This window comes from Herbiconiux solani NBRC 106740, from assembly GCF_001571005.1.
In the GTDB taxonomy this organism is placed as follows: Bacteria; Actinomycetota; Actinomycetes; order Actinomycetales; family Microbacteriaceae; genus Herbiconiux; species Herbiconiux solani.
Map to the genome: position 1 here is coordinate 202665 of NZ_BCST01000006.1, position 16732 is coordinate 219396.

The 16732-nt window shown below is 67.3% G+C and carries 23 protein-coding genes and 1 tRNA gene; all 24 read right to left on the minus strand.

What is annotated here, in order from left to right; genetic code table 11:
• Nucleotides 1–4: 4 nt before the first annotated feature.
• On the minus strand, nucleotides 5–1147 hold the full coding sequence (locus HSO01S_RS12550) for a hypothetical protein (protein WP_066041890.1): 1143 nt from the start codon (nucleotides 1145–1147) through the stop codon (nucleotides 5–7).
• A complete protein-coding gene (locus tag HSO01S_RS12555; RefSeq protein WP_066041892.1) occupies nucleotides 1144–2457 on the minus strand; it encodes a hypothetical protein in 1314 nt (437 codons plus the stop codon). Before HSO01S_RS12555 ends, HSO01S_RS12550 begins: the two co-directional genes overlap by 4 nt.
• Nucleotides 2454–4601: a phage tail tape measure protein gene (locus HSO01S_RS12560; RefSeq protein ID WP_066041895.1), complete on the minus strand. Its 2148-nt coding sequence runs from the start codon at nucleotides 4599–4601 to the stop codon at nucleotides 2454–2456. The genes HSO01S_RS12555 and HSO01S_RS12560 overlap by 4 nt, the downstream gene beginning before the upstream one ends.
• A 24-nt stretch (nucleotides 4602–4625) precedes the next feature.
• Nucleotides 4626–4991, minus strand: coding sequence for a hypothetical protein (locus HSO01S_RS12565; protein WP_066041897.1), 366 nt, complete (start codon nucleotides 4989–4991; stop codon nucleotides 4626–4628).
• Nucleotides 4992–5008: 17 nt separating this feature from the next.
• Nucleotides 5009–5356 (minus strand): hypothetical protein, encoded by a 348-nt coding sequence (locus HSO01S_RS12570; protein ID WP_066041899.1) that lies wholly within the window; start codon nucleotides 5354–5356, stop codon nucleotides 5009–5011.
• An 87-nt stretch (nucleotides 5357–5443) separates the two neighbouring features.
• The gene (locus HSO01S_RS12575) at nucleotides 5444–6028 is read right to left on the minus strand and encodes a phage tail tube protein (protein WP_066041901.1); all 585 of its coding nucleotides are present in this window, start codon (nucleotides 6026–6028) and stop codon (nucleotides 5444–5446) included.
• Between the two features lie 71 nt (nucleotides 6029–6099).
• Nucleotides 6100–6513 carry a hypothetical protein gene (locus HSO01S_RS12580; RefSeq protein ID WP_066041905.1) on the minus strand — a complete coding sequence of 138 codons (414 nt, stop codon included), beginning with the start codon at nucleotides 6511–6513 and terminating at the stop codon, nucleotides 6100–6102.
• A complete protein-coding gene (locus HSO01S_RS12585; protein WP_066041907.1) occupies nucleotides 6510–6779 on the minus strand; it encodes a hypothetical protein in 270 nt (89 codons plus the stop codon). The genes HSO01S_RS12580 and HSO01S_RS12585 overlap by 4 nt, the downstream gene beginning before the upstream one ends.
• Nucleotides 6779–7108 (minus strand): hypothetical protein, encoded by a 330-nt coding sequence (locus HSO01S_RS12590; RefSeq protein WP_066041912.1) that lies wholly within the window; start codon nucleotides 7106–7108, stop codon nucleotides 6779–6781. The genes HSO01S_RS12585 and HSO01S_RS12590 overlap by 1 nt, the downstream gene beginning before the upstream one ends.
• Nucleotides 7105–7683 (minus strand): hypothetical protein, encoded by a 579-nt coding sequence (locus HSO01S_RS12595; RefSeq protein ID WP_066041914.1) that lies wholly within the window; start codon nucleotides 7681–7683, stop codon nucleotides 7105–7107. Before HSO01S_RS12595 ends, HSO01S_RS12590 begins: the two co-directional genes overlap by 4 nt.
• 13 nt (nucleotides 7684–7696) lie before the next feature.
• Nucleotides 7697–7855 carry a hypothetical protein gene (locus tag HSO01S_RS18770; RefSeq protein WP_157079050.1) on the minus strand — a complete coding sequence of 53 codons (159 nt, stop codon included), beginning with the start codon at nucleotides 7853–7855 and terminating at the stop codon, nucleotides 7697–7699.
• Nucleotides 7856–7919: 64 nt separating this feature from the next.
• Complete coding sequence (locus tag HSO01S_RS12600) at nucleotides 7920–9143, minus strand: phage major capsid protein (RefSeq protein WP_066041915.1); 1224 nt, start codon at nucleotides 9141–9143, stop codon at nucleotides 7920–7922.
• Between the two features lie 22 nt (nucleotides 9144–9165).
• Nucleotides 9166–9939 carry an HK97 family phage prohead protease gene (locus tag HSO01S_RS12605; protein WP_066041918.1) on the minus strand — a complete coding sequence of 258 codons (774 nt, stop codon included), beginning with the start codon at nucleotides 9937–9939 and terminating at the stop codon, nucleotides 9166–9168.
• 14 nt (nucleotides 9940–9953) lie between these two features.
• Nucleotides 9954–11918, minus strand: coding sequence for a phage portal protein (locus HSO01S_RS12610; protein ID WP_084361632.1), 1965 nt, complete (start codon nucleotides 11916–11918; stop codon nucleotides 9954–9956).
• Nucleotides 11919–11923: 5 nt separating this feature from the next.
• A complete protein-coding gene (locus tag HSO01S_RS12615) occupies nucleotides 11924–13447 on the minus strand; it encodes a terminase large subunit domain-containing protein (protein ID WP_066041922.1) in 1524 nt (507 codons plus the stop codon).
• Nucleotides 13448–13526: 79 nt separating this feature from the next.
• Nucleotides 13527–14003, minus strand: a complete 477-nt coding sequence (locus HSO01S_RS12620; protein WP_157079051.1) for a terminase small subunit — start codon at nucleotides 14001–14003, stop codon at nucleotides 13527–13529.
• Nucleotides 14004–14050: 47 nt separating this feature from the next.
• Nucleotides 14051–14123 (minus strand) — tRNA-Ala (locus HSO01S_RS12625).
• Between the two features lie 193 nt (nucleotides 14124–14316).
• Entirely contained in the window at nucleotides 14317–14460 is a 144-nt protein-coding gene (locus HSO01S_RS18775) for a hypothetical protein (protein WP_157079052.1), read from the minus strand.
• 17 nt (nucleotides 14461–14477) lie between these two features.
• Nucleotides 14478–14801, minus strand: coding sequence for a hypothetical protein (locus HSO01S_RS12630; protein ID WP_066041925.1), 324 nt, complete (start codon nucleotides 14799–14801; stop codon nucleotides 14478–14480).
• Nucleotides 14801–15076, minus strand: coding sequence for a hypothetical protein (locus tag HSO01S_RS12635; RefSeq protein ID WP_066041927.1), 276 nt, complete (start codon nucleotides 15074–15076; stop codon nucleotides 14801–14803). The genes HSO01S_RS12630 and HSO01S_RS12635 overlap by 1 nt, the downstream gene beginning before the upstream one ends.
• A gap of 118 nt (nucleotides 15077–15194) precedes the next feature.
• A complete protein-coding gene (locus HSO01S_RS12640) occupies nucleotides 15195–15413 on the minus strand; it encodes a hypothetical protein (RefSeq protein ID WP_066041928.1) in 219 nt (72 codons plus the stop codon).
• A gap of 397 nt (nucleotides 15414–15810) precedes the next feature.
• Nucleotides 15811–16014 carry a hypothetical protein gene (locus HSO01S_RS12645; RefSeq protein ID WP_066041932.1) on the minus strand — a complete coding sequence of 68 codons (204 nt, stop codon included), beginning with the start codon at nucleotides 16012–16014 and terminating at the stop codon, nucleotides 15811–15813.
• Nucleotides 16014–16394: a hypothetical protein gene (locus tag HSO01S_RS12650; protein ID WP_066041933.1), complete on the minus strand. Its 381-nt coding sequence runs from the start codon at nucleotides 16392–16394 to the stop codon at nucleotides 16014–16016. The genes HSO01S_RS12645 and HSO01S_RS12650 overlap by 1 nt, the downstream gene beginning before the upstream one ends.
• On the minus strand, nucleotides 16394–16732 hold the full coding sequence (locus HSO01S_RS12655; protein WP_245635999.1) for a DUF4326 domain-containing protein: 339 nt from the start codon (nucleotides 16730–16732) through the stop codon (nucleotides 16394–16396). The genes HSO01S_RS12650 and HSO01S_RS12655 overlap by 1 nt, the downstream gene beginning before the upstream one ends.

The following is a 16732-nucleotide window of genomic DNA, read 5'->3' on the forward strand; positions in this document are numbered from 1 at the left end:
CCTCCTATCGGGTGCTGCGCGGCTTGTCGCCGATCTCGACCGACGTGTCACCGGTCTCGAACTCGACGTAGTTCGTGAGGTCGATCCAGTCGACGACCCAGGAGCCGTCGACCTTCACGAAGCGGCGGAAGTACACGCCCATGCCCTGCCGCACCGGCCACGTGTAGCCCACGCAGCGGATGATCTCGGGGTAGATCGTGACGCCGCGGTAGTCGACCGGGTTGCTGAGGTCGCGGATGCCCTTCAGCGGGTCGAACACCCACAGGTTGTCGCCGACTTCGACGTTCTGCCCGATGTCGTACTGGCGGGTGGTGAGCTTGATTTCCTCGTGGGGCAGCTTGTTCAGGTTCTGCAGGTTGTTCGCGTACTGCGCCTCCGACCCGACTGGGGCATCCCAGGACTCGTACCGCTGATCCATGCGCAGCACGGACCCGTCGGGCCCCCGGTAGGGGAAGTCGGCGTCCGACACTGTCGGCGTCGAGAACGTGACCGTGGGTGCGTCCTGGTCGCCCGAGTAGAGGTTCACGCGGCGCACGATGTTCTTCACGTCGCGCGGGGCGCTCACGTCGCCGGGGATGCCCTGCACGTTGAGGTCGCGGCCGGCTTCGCTCTCCTTCGCCACGACGACGGCGACGGGGTCGACGCGGAACAGGTCCGCGCGCTTCCCGATGTCGAACGCCAGCGCGGGGGTGACGCGCCACTCGGCGCCGAAGTAGAGGCATACCTCATCGAGGGGGTCGCGGAGGTTCGTCCCGAAGTAGGTCTTCGGGAACCACCCGGCGATCGTCGACGTGATCCCGGGGGTCAGCTGCGCCGGCCGAAGCCGGGTGACCCAGTCCGCGAACTTGCCGTCCGGGGTCGAGAGCCCTTCCGCGTAGAAGGGGCCCTTGCCGTTGCTGTCGGCGACCCACATGTTCGGCCCGAGCCCGCCGAGCGATACCCGGTCCTGCTCGCGGTACACGCCGGTGTAGCGGGCGATCGGGAGGATCGCGTCGCCGAGCGCGACGTCGACGGGGACGGGCGTGACGACGATGTGCCCGAACCCGGAAGTGCGCACGTCGAGGCGGTCGAGGACGCTGATCGGGGTGTCCTCGACGAGATCGAGGGACCACTGGCCGACACCCATGAGCCGTTCGGTGACCGTCACTGCGCCACCACCGTCTGCTTGTCCGTGCCCGCCCAGAAGTACTCGCGGATGGCCCGGTCGTAGGTCAGCGTGTCCGAGTTGAACTCGTCGGCGTGATTCGACATTCCGAAACCGAACGACCAACCGTCCGTTCGAACATGGACGCCGCCGGCGGCCGGCTTCACGTTGGCGTCAGGCCCTAGGTCCACAGGAATTTCTCCCGCCGCGGGGTGTGTCTCGTCCTCGAAGATGACCGGTGTCGGTGAGGCGAAGACGAGAACCTCGCCCGCGTTGCCGGGACCGAGCGTCTTCGTGTATCCGCCCGTCTTGGCGTCGGCACCGTTGAAGTCGCCAAGCCTGAGGGTCAGGTACACGCTCGCGAGTCCCTGAAAGTGGACCGCGGCGATGCGAGCGCCACGGCGAAGAGCAATATCGACGGTCACCGGACGCCGGGATCCGATGTTGTTCTCCCGAGCCGTTGTCACGAGCCGGATCACGACCATCTCAGGTGAGTTCCGGAGCACCGTGATGGTGTGCGGCTCGAACAGCTCGTAGAACGGCGGGAACTTCAGGGCCGAGCTGCCGATCCGGAGCGTGTGCCAGGTAGACCACCCGTCGGTCTTCCACGCCCGGTATTCGAGAGTGAAGGACGAGCCCTCCTTGAGTCGGACCTGGAGGATGCCGTTCGAGAGCAGCCATTCCGTCGGATTGTTAGGCACCTGGCGGCCGGCGACCGTGCGACTCGCAACCTGCAGCGTCGAGGCCGCGTCGTAGTAGCGATCGGGCGCCACGTAGTACTGCACGACACACGAGTCGGCGATACCGCTTTGGACGACGACGTCACGGCCATCCTCGCCCTTCCGGGTCTGGGCGGCTCCACCGAGCCCCGGGTCCCCATCCCGGTATTCGATGAACGACCGGGCCGACGCGGGAAACCCGACCCAGGACTGGGCGAGGACGCCCAGAGCGGACGGCCGCGCAGTGCCAAGCACGACGTCCTCGATCAGCGGGGCGGCGAACCCCTGCACCCGGACGAGGGTGACGGAGAAGTTCAGGACGCCCGCCGGCGCGAGCCCGGCGACACCACCGACAGACGCGCCCGACACCCGGTAGAACCCGTCGATCTGCGGGGTCTCGTCCCAAGTGACGGGCACGAACGACTCATCGGCGTGATCGACGTAGCCGAGGATCTGCTGCTCGAGCGCACGCGCCTGCTCCATGTCGGAGTACGCGGTGCGGCCCGTGATCTTCAGGGTGCCGCCGTCCGTGTCGGTGGATGCGACAGTTCCGGCGGCGAGGTCGAGGCCGAACCGTCCGATGGTGAGCGTCATTCCAGTCCCTCGTTCCAATCGGCGACCGCGTAGGCGATCTCCTTCTTGTCGATCTGCACGCTGATACGCATCGGGCGCGCGGTGCTCTCGCTGCCCGCCCCGCTGATGTCCGGGTCGACGACCGCACCGGCCGGGAGTCGCAGCATCTCCGGGCCGTTCTCGCCAACGATGACGCTGCCGGACCGGAGGATCGTGCCGCCCGTGGCAAGCATCGGCAGGTGCGGGATCGAGATGTTCAGCCCGATCGCGCCACCCACCGCGCCGGCGACAGAGTTGATGCCGTCGATGACCCCGTTCACCGCAGACGAGATCCCGTTGATCACGCCGCGCACGGTGCTGACGACCCCGTCGAACGCGCCGCGCACGATGTCGCCGATTGCGTTGAAGACGTTCGAGAACGTCGTCTGCACGTTGCTGATGACGGACAGGATGCCGTCCCAGATGCCGCCGAAGAACGACGAGATCCCGGACCAGATGCCGTTCCAGATCGAGGCGATCGCCTGCCCGACCGCGGAGATGATCGACCACACCGTGTTGATGTAGTTCGCGACCGCGCCGACGATCCAGTTCCAGATCGATCCGATGAAGTCGCCGATGCCCTGCCAGAGCCCGTTCCACCAGGTCGCGATTGCGGCGCCGATGATCTGCAGGCCGAGGAGGAACAGGTTGAAGGTGTCGGTGACCCACCCGATGAACCCGTTCCACACGTCGGTGACGAAGCCAATGAAGCCCGCCCACACGCCGTTCCACCAGCCGGCGAAGCCGTTCATGACTCCGGTGATCCAGCCGATGAAACCGTTCCAGGTGTCCGTGAGGAACGTGACGACGGTGTCCCAGTTCATGACCAGGAGCACGATCGCGGCGATGAGCGCGATGATCGCGAGCACGATCCATGTGACCGGGTTCGCGAGCAGCGCGACGGTCGAAGCCCAGATCGACACCGACCATGCGATGAACGCAGCGACCAGGGTCACGCCGATGATGATGGCGAGGGCGATGAGAACCTGTTGGTTCTGCGACAGCCACGTGATGGCCGGTGCGAGGGCGCCGCCGAGAGTCTCGGTCACGGAGCGCTGCAGGGCGACGAAGGACTGCTCGAGGTTCGCGGAGTTCGAGACCGCATCCTCTGCCTTGGTGGAGATGTCCCCGATTCCTGCGGCGGCCTTGCTCGGGTCGAGGGCGAAGAGCGCGGACCCGAGGTCTTCTGCCTGGGTGCCGAACAGGGCGACCGCGGCGGCATCGCGCGCCACCGGGTCCTCGATCGCCTTCAGGGAGTCGAGCGTGGTCTGCAGGGCCGCGGATGCGGTAGGCCCGCCGGCGGCGATCTGAGCAGCCATGGACGCCGCATCCAGGCCGATCGCCTGGAACCCTGCCGCCGTGCTCTCGGAGCCATCGATCGCGCGGATCGAGAACTCCTTGATGGCGTCCGCGACGAGGTCGCTGTTCCGGGCGCCGGCCTGAAGACCCTGGTTCAGGAGACCGAGCGCTGCGGGTCCCTCGAGGCCGAGCTTCTCGAACTGGACGCCGTACTCGTTGAAGGTGTCGAGGAGGTCGCCGCCGGAATTCGCGCCGGACTGGAACCCCACGGTGATCAAGTCGATGGCCGACTCGATGTCCGGGGAGAGCCCTGTGCGGACCAGCTGCGACGCGGCAGTAATGGTGCCGTTGACGTCTTCGCCGAACGTGTCGGAGAGGACCATCGCCTGCTTCGTGACCTCGGAAAGGTCCGCGTCGGAGCCGAGCGACTCGAGCGCGCGCGACACGGTAGCCACGTCGGTGCCGACCGACTGGAGCGATTCGCCCCATCCGTCGCGGTAGATGGCGGACGCAGCGGAGGCGGCACCGGCGACGAGCTCGGTGTCACCCAGCTGGGCGGCGAGCGAACCCGAAAGATTGATCTGGCTGAACGCCGACTCGACCACCGACTTCACGCCGGCAGCTGCGATGGCCGCGACGACTACGGTGCCGAGAGCCTTGAGGGCGCCTCCGAACCCGTCCGAGAAGCGCTCGCCAGCCTTGCCGCCGGACTGCTCGGCATCCCCGGCCGCCTTCGCGGTCTCCTTCGCGACCGAATCCTGCACGCCCTCAGCGGAGAACGTAAGGCGCACCCATGCGGTTGCGAGCTCGACACCGGATGCAGCCATGCGGACACCTCCCGGGTCGTCAGATCAAGCCGCGTCCTGCGACTCCCACCACTCGTCGAACTCCGACACCGGGATCGGCTCGGAGCCGATCGTCTGTTGGCGGGACTTCAACTCCCACGGCCGCGGCGTGCGCTTCGGCTTCGGGGTGTTCTTCTTGCCTGCGCGCTGCCAGTTCGCGAGCCGCAGGGTGTCGAGCATCTCGGCGAGCAACTGCGCCTCGATCGACCAGATGATGCCGTGCACGGACTCCTGCGTGGCGGTGCCGGGCATCTTCTGCCACCGGCGCACCATCAGCAGCAGGTCCGGCCACGACAGCGCCTGAGTGCCGAGGTCGTCGAGGTTCTTCCCTCGTTCGAGCAGGTCGTATGCGACGGCCTCTCCGTGCTCCATCAGGAACAGGTAGAGGCCTAGGATTCCCCCAGCTGCACGCCCTGCTGCCCCTGGGCGGAGGCTTCCTGCCAGGCCCGGAACAGCTGCGCGAGCTGCTCACTGTCCACCAGAGCGCGGACGCCCGGGCAGTAGTGATCGAAGATCTCCTGCTGGATCGTCATCAGCGCGATCGCCTGCTCAGGCGTGGGCTTGCCGCCGGCCTCGACGATGGGCTTCAGGACGATCGCTTCGGCCTGGAACCGTCCGAGAAGCTCGGAGTTGATGTAGGCCTGCTTCGGGATCGACCAGGTCTTCTTCGTGCCGGGCACTTTGAACTCGAAGACGTTCTGCTTGATCGACGCTTTCGATGCGGGAACCTCGTACATGGTGGGAACCTTTCAACTGGGTGGGAACCGGTATGGAGTGAGACCGGGCGGCGCGGGTTCCCGTCGCGCCGCCCGGTCGTTCGTGGGTCAGGCGGAGAACACGCCGTCGTCGGTGTAGATGTAGATGTGCTTGCCCGCGGCGTCCGCGAGAGCGGCGAGGGTGACCGGGAGCATCACGGCGGCAGAGTTCACGAGCGAGATCTCGCCGCGCTCGGTGATGACACCGTGGGGCACGAAGACGACGACTCGGCGGGCACCGTCCTTCATCTTGAAGTAGTAGGCCTTCGCGCTGCCGTCGGCCTTCCCGAGGGCCATCCGGATCTGCTTGCCCTTCGTCGAGGACGCGGCCGACACGGCGACGTTGGCGTCCCCGAAGTAGGTTCCGCCGGACTCCGCGTTGAGCTCGAGGTGAGTCCACGACAGCTCGCCGGAGAACTCGGTGAGGATGCGGCGGATCTCCGCCCCCGACCAGTCCTTGATCGACTCGTTCGAGTCGGACGGGGTGATCGTGACGCCGTCCTCGGACACGTACCCGGAGGAGAGCAGCGACGTGTAGACGAAGTCGCTGATCTGCGCGGGGATGGTGTCGGTCTCGGGGCCGGTGAGGATCGCGCCGGTCGTCGCCTGATCGGGCGCTCCGACGAAGACGTTCTTGCTGGTGGGTGCACCCATGTGCGTTGCCCCTTTCAGAAGGCATGACGAAGCGCCGGCCCGGTCGGGTCGGTGCGAGGGAAGGCGGGAACCTAGACCGCTGCCATTCGCAGGTCAGCGGAAATCGTGAAGGTGTAGCGGCGCCGGTCTGGCACGAGGGGATTCGGGAGGTTCCCGGGGCGAGCGAACGACTGCGCCTGGTAGCAGGGCACGCCGCCCATCGAGCCGGCGCGGGCTGCAGCGAGGAGGACGGCGTGCGCTCGGGCGGCCATGCGCTCAGCGCGGGCCTCGCGGAGCGCGTACGCCTCGACGGTGATCGACGGGTTGTCGGTGACCAGGTCGCGGTCGGTGCCGCCTGTGACGATGACGCGGAAGAACTCAGGCGGCTGTGTGGCGGGGATGCTCGTCGCCACGATCGGGTTGACCTCGCCCGTGTCGGGAAGGCGCTGCTTCAACTCGGTGACCGCTGCGAGCTCCGCGTCCTCGGCGACGATGATCTCTGTCATCGGCCGGCTCCGATCGCGCGGGTGAGCTTCCGATCCTCGGCTTCGGCCTTGCGACCCTTCCGGGTGGCGGTAGTCACGAAGCCCATCGCGCGGCCGAGCTTGCTCGAACCTTGACGCACCTCGACGCGGGCCTTGAAGTCCGGTTCCCCGCCAGCCGCGTTCGCGATGGCGCGAGTGCGCTTCTGAAGGTCAGCCTGCACTTCGTCGGACTGGAGAATCTGTCGCACGGCGCTCGAGGAGACCTTGATTTTGGTGACCTTGGCCATCAGCCCTCCCAAGTCTTCAGCAGGATCACGGTGTGCTTCACAGCGGGGCTGCCTGGCCATCGCGCCGGCTTCCCGTCGACGGCGTACGTCTCGCCCTGGTACTCGATGTCGTCGGTTGCGGTCACGTCGGGGTGGCCGGGTGCGAATACTGTCCACTGCACGAGTGCGCCATCGCGGTTCTGCAGGTCCTCCTGAGTCGCGCCGGGCTGCACGTCGCACCCGGGGATCGGGAGGATGTCTGGGTTGGCGCCGCGATCGCGTTCTTGGCCGCCGTGGCCGTCGTCGATGAGCGGGTACCGCTTCCGGATGATGGTCTCGCGGTCGATCACGGCAGCCTCGCGATTCGGTACTCAGCGAGTGCGTCCTTCTCGTGTGCGAGGAGCACGGTCCCGCCGGCGACGCCCTGAGCGGTCAGGGAATGCGAGACGGACCGTTGCCCGGACTGCTCACGCGTGTACCCGAGCGGGGCACCGAGCGCGCGCGAGGCGATCATGAGGGTGAGATCGACGATGTCCTCAGGGATCTCGTCCAGGTCGTCTTCATCGCTGTTCGTGTCCGGGATGGAATACCCGTGGGTGAATGTGATGGCGACGTCGCAGCCGGCCGTGTTGGACCACCCGGTGTCGGGGTCGAAGGTGACGGGGTTCTCGTCGAGGTCGACGGGGGTCCCGCGCGAGGTCAGCGAGTCGATGCTTGCGATGTGCAGGGACGGGAGAAGCAGCTGGCCGCCGGTATCTTCGCGGTAGCGGAACACGGTCTGTATCACGGGGGCGATGTGCCAACCGCAGCTATTCCTGATCAGGCGTGATGCCGCCCGGAGCGAGAGCTCGAGGAACGGAGTGTCGGCGGGGATGGCGCCGCGCGAACGGTCGGCCATCTGCTCTTTGCTTGCGAACGACTTCATCCCCGCCTCCCCTCTAGTTCGTTGCGGGCGCGGGCGCCTGCTTGTTCTGGGGGGCCGGGGCCTGCTTGGCCTTGACCTCCTTGGCGTTCTTGTACTGCTTCACGTCCTCGTCGGACAGCTGCAGCGTGTGGTTGATGCCGTTGATCTCGACGTCGTACTGCTTGAGAGCCATTTGTGCTCTCCTTTCGGGGTGAGGGTGGGCGGGGCCGCTTGAGCAACCCCGCCCGTGGGAACTGCTAGGAGAGGACGACCTTCACGACCGCCGAGGGGATGCGCGCGGCGAGTGCCAGGCGCTCCTCGATGCGGGTCGTCACGATGTTCTTCGTGAACTTCCCGAGGTCGCTGTTGGTCGACTCGACGCGCACGCCGCCCTTGCGGTAGACGGTCGCGGCCGCCTTGAACGCGCCGACGACGACGGTCTTGGCGGGCACCGCGGCGGAAACCACGGTGGGGACGCCCCAGAGCGGCGGCTGGAACGAGAGGCCGCCGTTGCCGTACTCGCCGGAGAAGAAGCCTCCGCCGAAGTACTGCCCGTTGGCGTCCTTCGACAGGCGCAGCGCCTGGTAGTCGGCCGGGTTGATGATGATGCCGTCGGCGGTGAGGCCGGTAGCGGTCTGCACCGCGGTCAGAGCGCGGAAGACCGCGTCCTGTGCGCTCTCACCGGTGAACCCGGTGGAGGCCTGCGTGACGACCTGCACGCCCGATCGGTTGAGGAGACCGGTCAGGTTGCTACCGGTGCCGTCGCCGGAGAGCAGCTGGGCTTCCTCGGCGAGGGACAGCAGGTAGGTGCCTCGGTTGTTGATCTCCGACACCATGAAGGGGACGTCCTCAATCATCTCGTCCGAGGTGTCGAACCACGCGGCGATCTTCTTGAGAGCGTCGGTGACGGCGGTCGGGTTGATGACGTGGATCTGCGGCTTCTGCCCGCCTTCAGCCACGGTCGCGAACGCGCCTTCGACAGCGCCCTCGACGTAGTAGGTGATGGAGGAGCCGTTGATGGTCCCGACGCCAAGCAGGTCGGACACGACCGGGCGACGATACGCCTGGACGATGGTCCGGTCCACGTCGGTGACGACCGCGCCGAAGGCGGAACCGACCGTGTTGGGATCGGTGTTCGCCTTGAACTCAGGCGCCTCGACGGTGCGTCCGCGGCTCTTGAGCGACGCGAAGCCGTCCTGACCGATGGCCTTCGCGAAGTGCTCACCGAGCGACTTCGCCTGACCCGCGGTCGGTTCGGTCGAGCTGGGCTCGCTGTCCGACTTCATGCCGCCGATGGACTCCATCAGCGCGGCGGACTTCTCCGAGCGCTCGATCTTGCCCTTGAGCTCGAGCGCCTCGCTCGACTTGGTCTCGAGGAGAGTGACTTCCTCATCGGTCAGCTCGCGCTCGGCCGCCTTGGCGCCGTTCACGATGTCCTGGCACGCCTTCTGCAGGGCTGCCAGCTTTTCCTTCGGGTTCACGGTGTGACCCCTTCCTCGCTCCTCAGAGCGTCTGGATGTACTGGTTGACTGCCAGTGCTCGGGCGGACGGGCTGACACCGGACTCCTCCGACTTGGCCCGCTGGGGCTCCTCGTCGTTGGTCACGGCTTGACCGCTGGCCTTCTCCTGGTCATCGCCTGCCTCGATCTGAGACAGGACGTTCTTGAGTGCGGAGCGGGTCGAGTCGAGCGACTCGATCGCACCCCGCAGGGTCTCCTCGTTCTTCGCCGACAGCACCCGGCCCGCCTTCGCCGCGGAGGCGAAGTCCTCTGCCATCGCCTTGATCGCGACGATCGAGGTGTCCTGGTTGGCGCCGATGGGCACGAACGAGAACTCGTAGACCTTCAGCTTTCGGAGCTCGTTGACCTTGCGGCCGTCGTCGAGCTGCACGGCGCCTTCTTCGAGCACGTCGTACGCGAACGACAGCTGCGCGAGCCGCCCCGACTTCGCGAGCCGGTACGTCTGCGGGCCCTTCGGCGACTCGAGGTCGAAGGCGCCCTTGACGCGCCACCCGATCTCGTCTTCCGCCATGTCCGCGCCGACGGCACCGCCGACGAAGAAGTCGGGGTCGTCCATGCGGTGCCCGTACAGGGCGGGCATCGTCAGCCCTGAGGCGGTCCACTCGGCGATGGTGTCGGCGAACGCCCCCGGGGCGACGATGTCACCGTAGGAGTCGGGCTCCTTGATGAACGTCGAGGGGTAGACGATGAACTCGCCTTCGAGCAGCCCGTCATCAGGGCCGGCCTTGATGCGCACCGGCATCTGCTTGGTCTTCATTCCGATCCCTTCGGTCAGGTGGTGATGCTGATCTCGACGTCGCAGCTGCAGCCAGCGACCTCGTCGACGTCGAGCGCCGAGGAGTCGCCGGGCCAGTTGGCGCCGTTCGAGAAGGTGGAGTCCATCGGCACGGTCTCCCCGTTCAGGGAGGCGTGAGACGGACGCGGATTCGAGGAGGTGACGACCCACGTCTTCTCGGCGCCACCGTTCTGGCGGCCCACCTCGACCGTCGAGAACGCGGTGACGGTCGTGACGAGCGTGAGCCCGGCCTTCGCAGCGCGCTCACCCTCGGCGAGGTCGAAGACATGGCCAGGACCGTCCGCGTCTTCGGGGCCGTCGCCGTCGAGGATGGCGATGATCTGTTCACGGGTCGTGCCGTTGATGGCGTCGGCCCGCTTGTCGGCGATCGCGCGAAGGAACGCGTACGTCTGCTCGGCGTTGTACTGGTCGGCGTCGAGTCCCGCGCGAGCGAGCACCGACTTCGCGACGTCCAGCGACACGGTCGCCGACAGCGCATACAGGTCGTCGGAGAGTTCCGAGTTCCACCGGTCCTCGTCCCACCACTCAGGCGCCTTCGATCCCAGCCGAGCCAGGACAGATGCGCGCTGCCGCTTGAAGAACGCGCGCAGCACCTCCTCGGCTTTCGCTACGTGGTTCGGGTTCCGCTGCGCCTTCACCCGACGGGTGGGCGCCTTGATCTGCGGCAGCTCGCCGAGATCCTTCGGGCCCTCGTTTTGGGTTCCCGAATCGCGAGGTGACGCCTGCCCGCCGATGAGCACGTTGAGGGGCACCACAAGTTCGCCAGCGTTTCCACCGAGCGCCGGCATGTTGAACCGCGCACGTGCCTCGTCGGCAGTCATCCAGGGGCGCCCGGTCGAAGTCGAGATGACGGCGGCCTGTTCCTCGAAGTCGCCCTGCAGCTTCTCCGCGATGTTGAACTCGACGTAAACGGATTTCTCGCCCACGAGGCGGGGCACGAGGAAGGCGTTGATGCGGTCTTCGATCATCGCGAGCGTCGGTCCGAGGGTCTCGGAGTAGAGCATCTTCCGGAACTCTTTGGTGTTCGAGAAGTTCGCGTTGTCGAGGATGCCGACCATCACGGGGTTGACGTGGTAGACGCCGGCGATGGTCCCGAGGGACAGCTTCGATACGGCCACCCACTCTTCCTCGCGAGCAGAGAAGCCGAGCCGCTTGAGCTCCATGCCCTCTTCGAGGATCGGGGTGCCGCCGGCCTTCGCGCCGTCGATGCCCGTCCACCGCTTCTTCCACTCCTCGGCGAAGTTCTTCCGGGCGGTATCGGACCATGCGGCGCCGGCGGGGCGGGTGAGGTACGCACCGACGCGGCCGCCGCGCTGCCAGATCTGCTCCCGGTAGGACCAGGCCTGCACCTGCTCGGCGAGTATCTGCTTGAGGGTGTCGATCGGGGACGCGCCATGCTTCGGCCGGCCCGGGTTCCAGCCGTGGAACGCGAGCATGCTCTCGGCGGGGATCTCGGTGCGGGTGCCGTCAGGGTTCTGGATGAGGTATGCGGAGGGGGCGAAGAAGTTGCCGCCGCGCTGCTCGACCACCCACGATGCGGGGATCGGCTGCACCGACCATCCAGCCGCAGCGTTGGCGTCCTCGTAGAAGAACCAGTAGGCGCAGTCGTACAGGCCGAGGTCGGAGACCAGCGACTCGAGCAGCTCGTATCCGGTCATCGTCGCGTTCGGCCGCTTCAGCAGCATCGCCAGAGGCCCCGTGCGCACGCGGCGGCGGTCGTTCTCGCCGACCCGCTCGAACGCCTGCAGGCCGAGGTGGGCCACGTTTCGCGCCACGAACGAAAGCACGATGCGCAGGTGCGGCTGGGTGCGGTACAGCTCCTCGGGGGTGAGGCCGAGGATCATGCTGCGGAACGTCGGGCCGAGGTACTCGATGTTCGGAGTCCCGTTGATCCCCACGAGTGAGGCCAGAGCTTCACGTACGCCCACTGTGGCCTCCATGTTGATCAGTCGAGGAACACGAGCCCCCGCGTCTCGTAGACGCTGACGGTCGGTTCGGGGTTCGTGTTGAGTAGGCCGATGGCGCCGATTGCGGCCACGAGTGGTGCGGCGTCCTCGGGGGACTTGTCCCGGTCGATCGCCCACCCGTCGCCGAGCGCCTTGATGCGGGCGGAGGTCGCGGCGAGGTCGAGGACGGGCTGGATGCCGTGCGTGAGGGTGAGCTCGCCGCCGTCGGCCTCGTCGTCCATCGAGCGGCGGATGCCGTCATAGAAGACACCGGACCAGCGGGCCAGATCAGCGCCACTCCACGGAGCAAGCTCGATACCGGCCTGCTCGAACTCGGCGACCATCGACGAAATCGGGGCGCCATTCGTCTGCAGGGTCACGTGCTCGGGCTTCACCTTGCGGGCCGGCGACAGCAGCCAGGGGATGATCCACTCGGTGCCGGCGCGTTTCGCGACGATCTCCACCCGCCGTCGGCCCTCGGTGTCCCAGAACGCCAGCGCGATGTACGCCATCTGCCGGTTGTGGGACAGGTCGACGCAGTACGCGGCGGGCCGCGCGGTGTCGCGCTGCACCCTCGGCACGGACGTCTTCTGCCACGACCCGTTCGGGAACGGACCCTGCCCGGCCATGTTCACGAACTGGCACAGCACCTCAGTGCGGAACTCCCAGTCCGGGTCGGAGAACGCGGCCGCAGCGATCGCGCGCTCGTCGAGCTCGGAGTAGCCCATCGACGGGTTCGCTTCCGCCCACCCCTCGCGGTCCCACTTCGACGTCGGCATCCCGTTGCGTTCCTCGGCCGCCGACCACTCGAACAGGCCGATCGAGTCGAGGTCGACCTCGGCGAGGATCTCGTCGGGGATGCCCTCGGGCGCTTCCCCGTTGATGCCGGCCAGCGCGACCGTGCGCAGATGCCGCAGCACGACCGAGGTCGAGTCGCCAGCGTTCGAGACACCCCACACCTGGGCGCGGGCCCGGGCCATGGTCGTCTTCGACGTCGCCGACCACGCCTTCCAGTCCTGATGCTCGCGGAGCTCGTCGAAGATGACTAGGTCCCCGCGGAAGCCGCGGCCGCCGCGACGGTTCGCCGACGCGATCTTGAACATCTCGCCGCCGTCGAGCCACAGCAGCTCGGAGCCCTTGCCCTCGTTGACCTTCTGGATCTCGTCGGCGAGTTCCGGGATGGCCTCAGCGATAGCGACCGCTTCGAGCCACGCCTGCTTCGCGTGATCAAGGGACGCGTGCGTCTCCATCACCATGCGGGCGCGGTCCTGGAACATGCGCCACAAGATCAGGACGGTGAGCAGGACGCTCTTCCCGTTCTGGCGGGCCACCAGCAGCAACACCGTCCGGAACCGGAAGATCGCGCCGGGCCGGTCGAGGAGCTCGAGCGCGTGGATTAGCAGCCACCGCTGCCACTCGAGCGCCCGCGGGATCAGACCCAGGTAGTCGGTGTCGTCCTCCGGGGTGCGACCGGCGTCCAGTTCCTCGAGGCGGTCCCGCATCCAGTCCCAGAACTCGATCACCTCAAACCCGAGGGACGTGTCAGGGGTCAGCGGCCGAAGCGGCGGCGTGAACAGGCGCGGAGTCTGGCAGCCGAACCGCTTACCGTGCGCGCTTTTCCGGGCGGCGGAGCGCCGTGACGTTGCCGCCGGCCGACGACCCGCCTTCGCTGCTGCCTTCGCCATCGGAACCTTCGCTCTTCGTCGTCGCACGCAACGAACGCAGCTCGTGCTGCATCCGCACCGTCGGAGTCCCGCCCAGATCAGCGAGCACACGCGACAGCGCGCGCTGCGCCGACAGCGCCTTCGTCGTCTCCCCGGCATGACGCAGCAGGTCAACGTCCTCCGCGAGCATCCGAGCCTGCGCCTTCGACGCCCGATCCGACTCGACCAGCCACTTCATCGCAGCGATCGCAGCCTCGACCTCGTCGCGCATCGTCGTCGGCGCGGACGTGTCCGGAGTGTCCGCGCCGACGCGTCCGGTGGCCTTCACTGCAGCCGCCTCGGCTCGCTGCTCGGCACGCCGCCGACGCTTGCGCTCAGCATCCCGAGCGCGACGCTCATCTTCGCTGGTCGGCATCGCGATCCTCCCGGATTCACTAGGGCCGCGAGGCACACCCAGAGCCCCGCCGCCGCCAGGAATCGAACCTGGGACTTCGCCGCGCCATGTGACGTACTCTCCCACTGAGTTACGGACGACGGGGTTGGTCTAAAGAGGGTCTCACGCGGACGCGGACACCGTGTTTTGGAGAACTCACTCACCGATGGGGGAAATCACTGCCGGCGGAATGCCCTGGGTGGTGTGCTGCAGCGATTTTGACCCCCCTGCCCCTAGGTGTACCCATTTGGGGTCGGAAAGTGGCTTAGGCGGGCGTATAGCGCCGCGTGGGTGGTTAGGCGTTGATGAGTGCGCGGGTGATGGTGGTGATGCAGCCCACGAGGGCGATGGCTACCAGGGTGATGACGAGCAATCCGAGGAGGACGCCTGCGGTGTACCCGTGGCGGTAGGTCTTCGTGGTCTTGTCGATGCGGCGCATGGTGGGAACCTGCTCTGCTACTCAGGGGTGTCGGCGGTGGGCGCGGGCTGCTGCTCGAGCACGGTGACCTCGGCAGTGCCGACTTCGGGTGTCGGGGTATCGGGCTTCGGCTTGCGGGGCGGTCGCGGCTTGGCCTTGGCGGGCTCCTCGTCGGGGTGCCAGGGTGCGTGCTTGGGGCCGACCGTGTAGTGGCCGCCGTCGACGTTGATGTCGAGGCGGGTGGTGTCGTCGGGTACGTCGTACTCGTTGCCGGCGAGGGGGCCCTCTTCGATGGTGATGCGCTTCACGGTGTCTCCTGTGTTCGGGTGGTAGGTGGCTGCGTGCTTGTCGTTGGCGCCCATCACCATTCCTCGCTGGTCATGCCGAGGTCGGGGACGGTCTGCCCTGCACCCTTGTGCCGGTTACACCTGTGGTGGGTGGGGCGTGCGTTGGAGGGTTCGAACTCGAGCTCCGGGTAGTTCACGCGGGGCAGCTTGTGGTCGAGCTCGAAGGAGTCGGGCTGGTTCTTCGGCCCGTCCCAGTCGATCGTCGCCTGCCCGCACTCAGCGCATGGGGCGTTGATCGGTTCCCACTGGGCCTTCATGTCGTCGCGGAACTGCTGGGTGCGGTTCGCCATCAGTCGTTGGGGTCCAGTGGGCCGGGGTCGGCGGGTGAGAGTCGCAGTGAGTAGAGCGCGGCGAGGACCGCGAGCTTCATGAGGAACAGGCCGACGAGGAGGACCGGGAGCGGGCGCATCAGGACACCGTGGTGCTCTTGCGTGCGGTGATGAACTGGGCGCCGTCGCGCAGCTGCAGGGGCTCGTTCCGCACAGCGTGGTCGCCGTTGCTCATCGGCAGCGCGAGGAGGTCGTAGCGTTCCGGGGAAGTGATTCCGGATGCGCGCATGAGCGTGCTCGGCAGGACCGGTCCATCCCCGACCTCGAGGGTTTCGCCGTCAACAGTCACGGTGGTCATCGGTGTCTCCTTCGACGTGGTTGCCGCTCCGGTCACCGCGCCGCGTGTCAGGCGGGCTGGGTGAGGTACACGGCCGAGAGGTGGACGGATGCTCTCCGGTGGACGAGTTCGGCAGACGCCCATGTCCAATGCTGCCCCTGGCTAGGCCACTACGACCCGAGCTCGGCATCCGTCCGGCTGTTGGGGGCGGCCGGAGAGATGCGCTCCCAGGCCGGCCGCCCAGTGACGAGTTCGCACCCCCAGGTGCCAGGTTGTCGCCCTGTATCGCCTACCGGAGAGAGTCGGTGGCGGGTTCGTGATGCACGGCACCCACCGGGAGAAGGTCTCGAACCGGTGGGTGTGGAAGTGCTTACCTTGTAGTGAAACTGTGCAATGCCGTGAGCGTCAAGTAGCGGACCTAATCTTTTTTCGTGAACTGGTGGAGGCGTTCGTTGTGGATCCTCACGCGGAGCATCTTGAGGAGGTCGGCGTGGGCGATGTAGCGCCGGCCCCCGATCAGTTGGAACGGCATCCCGTGGCGCATCCAGTAGTAGATCGAGCGGCGCGAGCGCTTCACCCGGCGCGACGCGCTCCGGATGTCGTAGAGCTCGCGGTCTTCCATCAGTCTCGGTTTCCCCACTCGGTTCGGCGGCAGTCGCGGCAGAGGCGGCGCGCATCGCCGTCCTTGTACGTGCGCGGGTTGAAGACGATGCCGCAGGTCAGGATGACCACGTTGAACGGGACGCCCGTGCTCGGCGCGGTCACCGAGTAGCCGCAGCCGTCGCAGGTGACCGTCGGCGGGTCGAGCGTCAGGCCGTGCACGAGCGGGCGCTGCTCGTCGACGCGGTGCCCCGCGCGCACCCATGAGGTGACGCCGCTGTCCCGCGCGAGCTCTGCGCTCATGGGGGTGCGCGAGAACGGGGCTCGTGCGGGCATCTGCGCGTACTCGAGCGCGACCCGGGCGGGGCGGTCGTCGTCGAGGTCGAAGAGCGTCGGCTGCATCAGCGGTTCGCAATCCGCAGCAGCACTGCTCCATGGCAGTGGTCGGGCTCGCCCTCGGCCGGCACGGGGCACCAGCACGCGAGGTCCCTGCCCGCGAGCTCGGCCCTGATGGTCTCGACGCTCGGGCGGTCGGCGGCTTCCGCGCCGAGGTAGTCGGTTCGCCCGTCGGCGTACCGGCCGTCGCGGAGGGAGTTGCTGAGCCAGTTGGCGAAGAACTGCACGGCCTGCTCTCGGTCGTCGGCTCCATGACCCACCACGAACGGGTTGCCCCACTTCGACGGTCGGGCGACAATCACCGCGTCGGGGTTGTCGGCCCGCCACGGGCGCTGTCTGCTCAT

What these genes read in the sequence shown, in the direction of transcription:
- HSO01S_RS12620 (WP_157079051.1), bottom strand. Translation starts at nt 14,003, where the DNA reads ATGCCGACCAGCGAAGATGAGCGTCGCGCTCGGGATGCTGAGCGCAAG.
- HSO01S_RS12630 (WP_066041925.1), bottom strand. Translation starts at nt 14,801, where the DNA reads ATGGGCGCCAACGACAAGCACGCAGCCACCTACCACCCGAACACAGGA.
- HSO01S_RS12645 (WP_066041932.1), bottom strand. Translation starts at nt 16,014, where the DNA reads ATGGAAGACCGCGAGCTCTACGACATCCGGAGCGCGTCGCGCCGGGTG.
- HSO01S_RS12605 (WP_066041918.1), bottom strand. Translation starts at nt 9,939, where the DNA reads ATGAAGACCAAGCAGATGCCGGTGCGCATCAAGGCCGGCCCTGATGAC.
- HSO01S_RS12575 (WP_066041901.1), bottom strand. Translation starts at nt 6,028, where the DNA reads ATGGGTGCACCCACCAGCAAGAACGTCTTCGTCGGAGCGCCCGATCAG.
- HSO01S_RS18770 (WP_157079050.1), bottom strand. Translation starts at nt 7,855, where the DNA reads ATGGCTCTCAAGCAGTACGACGTCGAGATCAACGGCATCAACCACACG.
- HSO01S_RS12555 (WP_066041892.1), bottom strand. Translation starts at nt 2,457, where the DNA reads ATGACGCTCACCATCGGACGGTTCGGCCTCGACCTCGCCGCCGGAACT.
- HSO01S_RS12640 (WP_066041928.1), bottom strand. Translation starts at nt 15,413, where the DNA reads ATGACCACCGTGACTGTTGACGGCGAAACCCTCGAGGTCGGGGATGGA.
- HSO01S_RS12565 (WP_066041897.1), bottom strand. Translation starts at nt 4,991, where the DNA reads ATGGAGCACGGAGAGGCCGTCGCATACGACCTGCTCGAACGAGGGAAG.
- HSO01S_RS12610 (WP_084361632.1), bottom strand. Translation starts at nt 11,918, where the DNA reads ATGGAGGCCACAGTGGGCGTACGTGAAGCTCTGGCCTCACTCGTGGGG.
- HSO01S_RS18775 (WP_157079052.1), bottom strand. Translation starts at nt 14,460, where the DNA reads ATGCGCCGCATCGACAAGACCACGAAGACCTACCGCCACGGGTACACC.
- HSO01S_RS12595 (WP_066041914.1), bottom strand. Translation starts at nt 7,683, where the DNA reads ATGAAGTCGTTCGCAAGCAAAGAGCAGATGGCCGACCGTTCGCGCGGC.
- HSO01S_RS12655 (WP_245635999.1), bottom strand. Translation starts at nt 16,732, where the DNA reads ATGAGCAGACAGCGCCCGTGGCGGGCCGACAACCCCGACGCGGTGATT.
- HSO01S_RS12635 (WP_066041927.1), bottom strand. Translation starts at nt 15,076, where the DNA reads ATGGCGAACCGCACCCAGCAGTTCCGCGACGACATGAAGGCCCAGTGG.
- HSO01S_RS12580 (WP_066041905.1), bottom strand. Translation starts at nt 6,513, where the DNA reads ATGACAGAGATCATCGTCGCCGAGGACGCGGAGCTCGCAGCGGTCACC.
- HSO01S_RS12585 (WP_066041907.1), bottom strand. Translation starts at nt 6,779, where the DNA reads ATGGCCAAGGTCACCAAAATCAAGGTCTCCTCGAGCGCCGTGCGACAG.
- HSO01S_RS12570 (WP_066041899.1), bottom strand. Translation starts at nt 5,356, where the DNA reads ATGTACGAGGTTCCCGCATCGAAAGCGTCGATCAAGCAGAACGTCTTC.
- HSO01S_RS12650 (WP_066041933.1), bottom strand. Translation starts at nt 16,394, where the DNA reads ATGCAGCCGACGCTCTTCGACCTCGACGACGACCGCCCCGCCCGGGTC.
- HSO01S_RS12560 (WP_066041895.1), bottom strand. Translation starts at nt 4,601, where the DNA reads ATGGCTGCATCCGGTGTCGAGCTCGCAACCGCATGGGTGCGCCTTACG.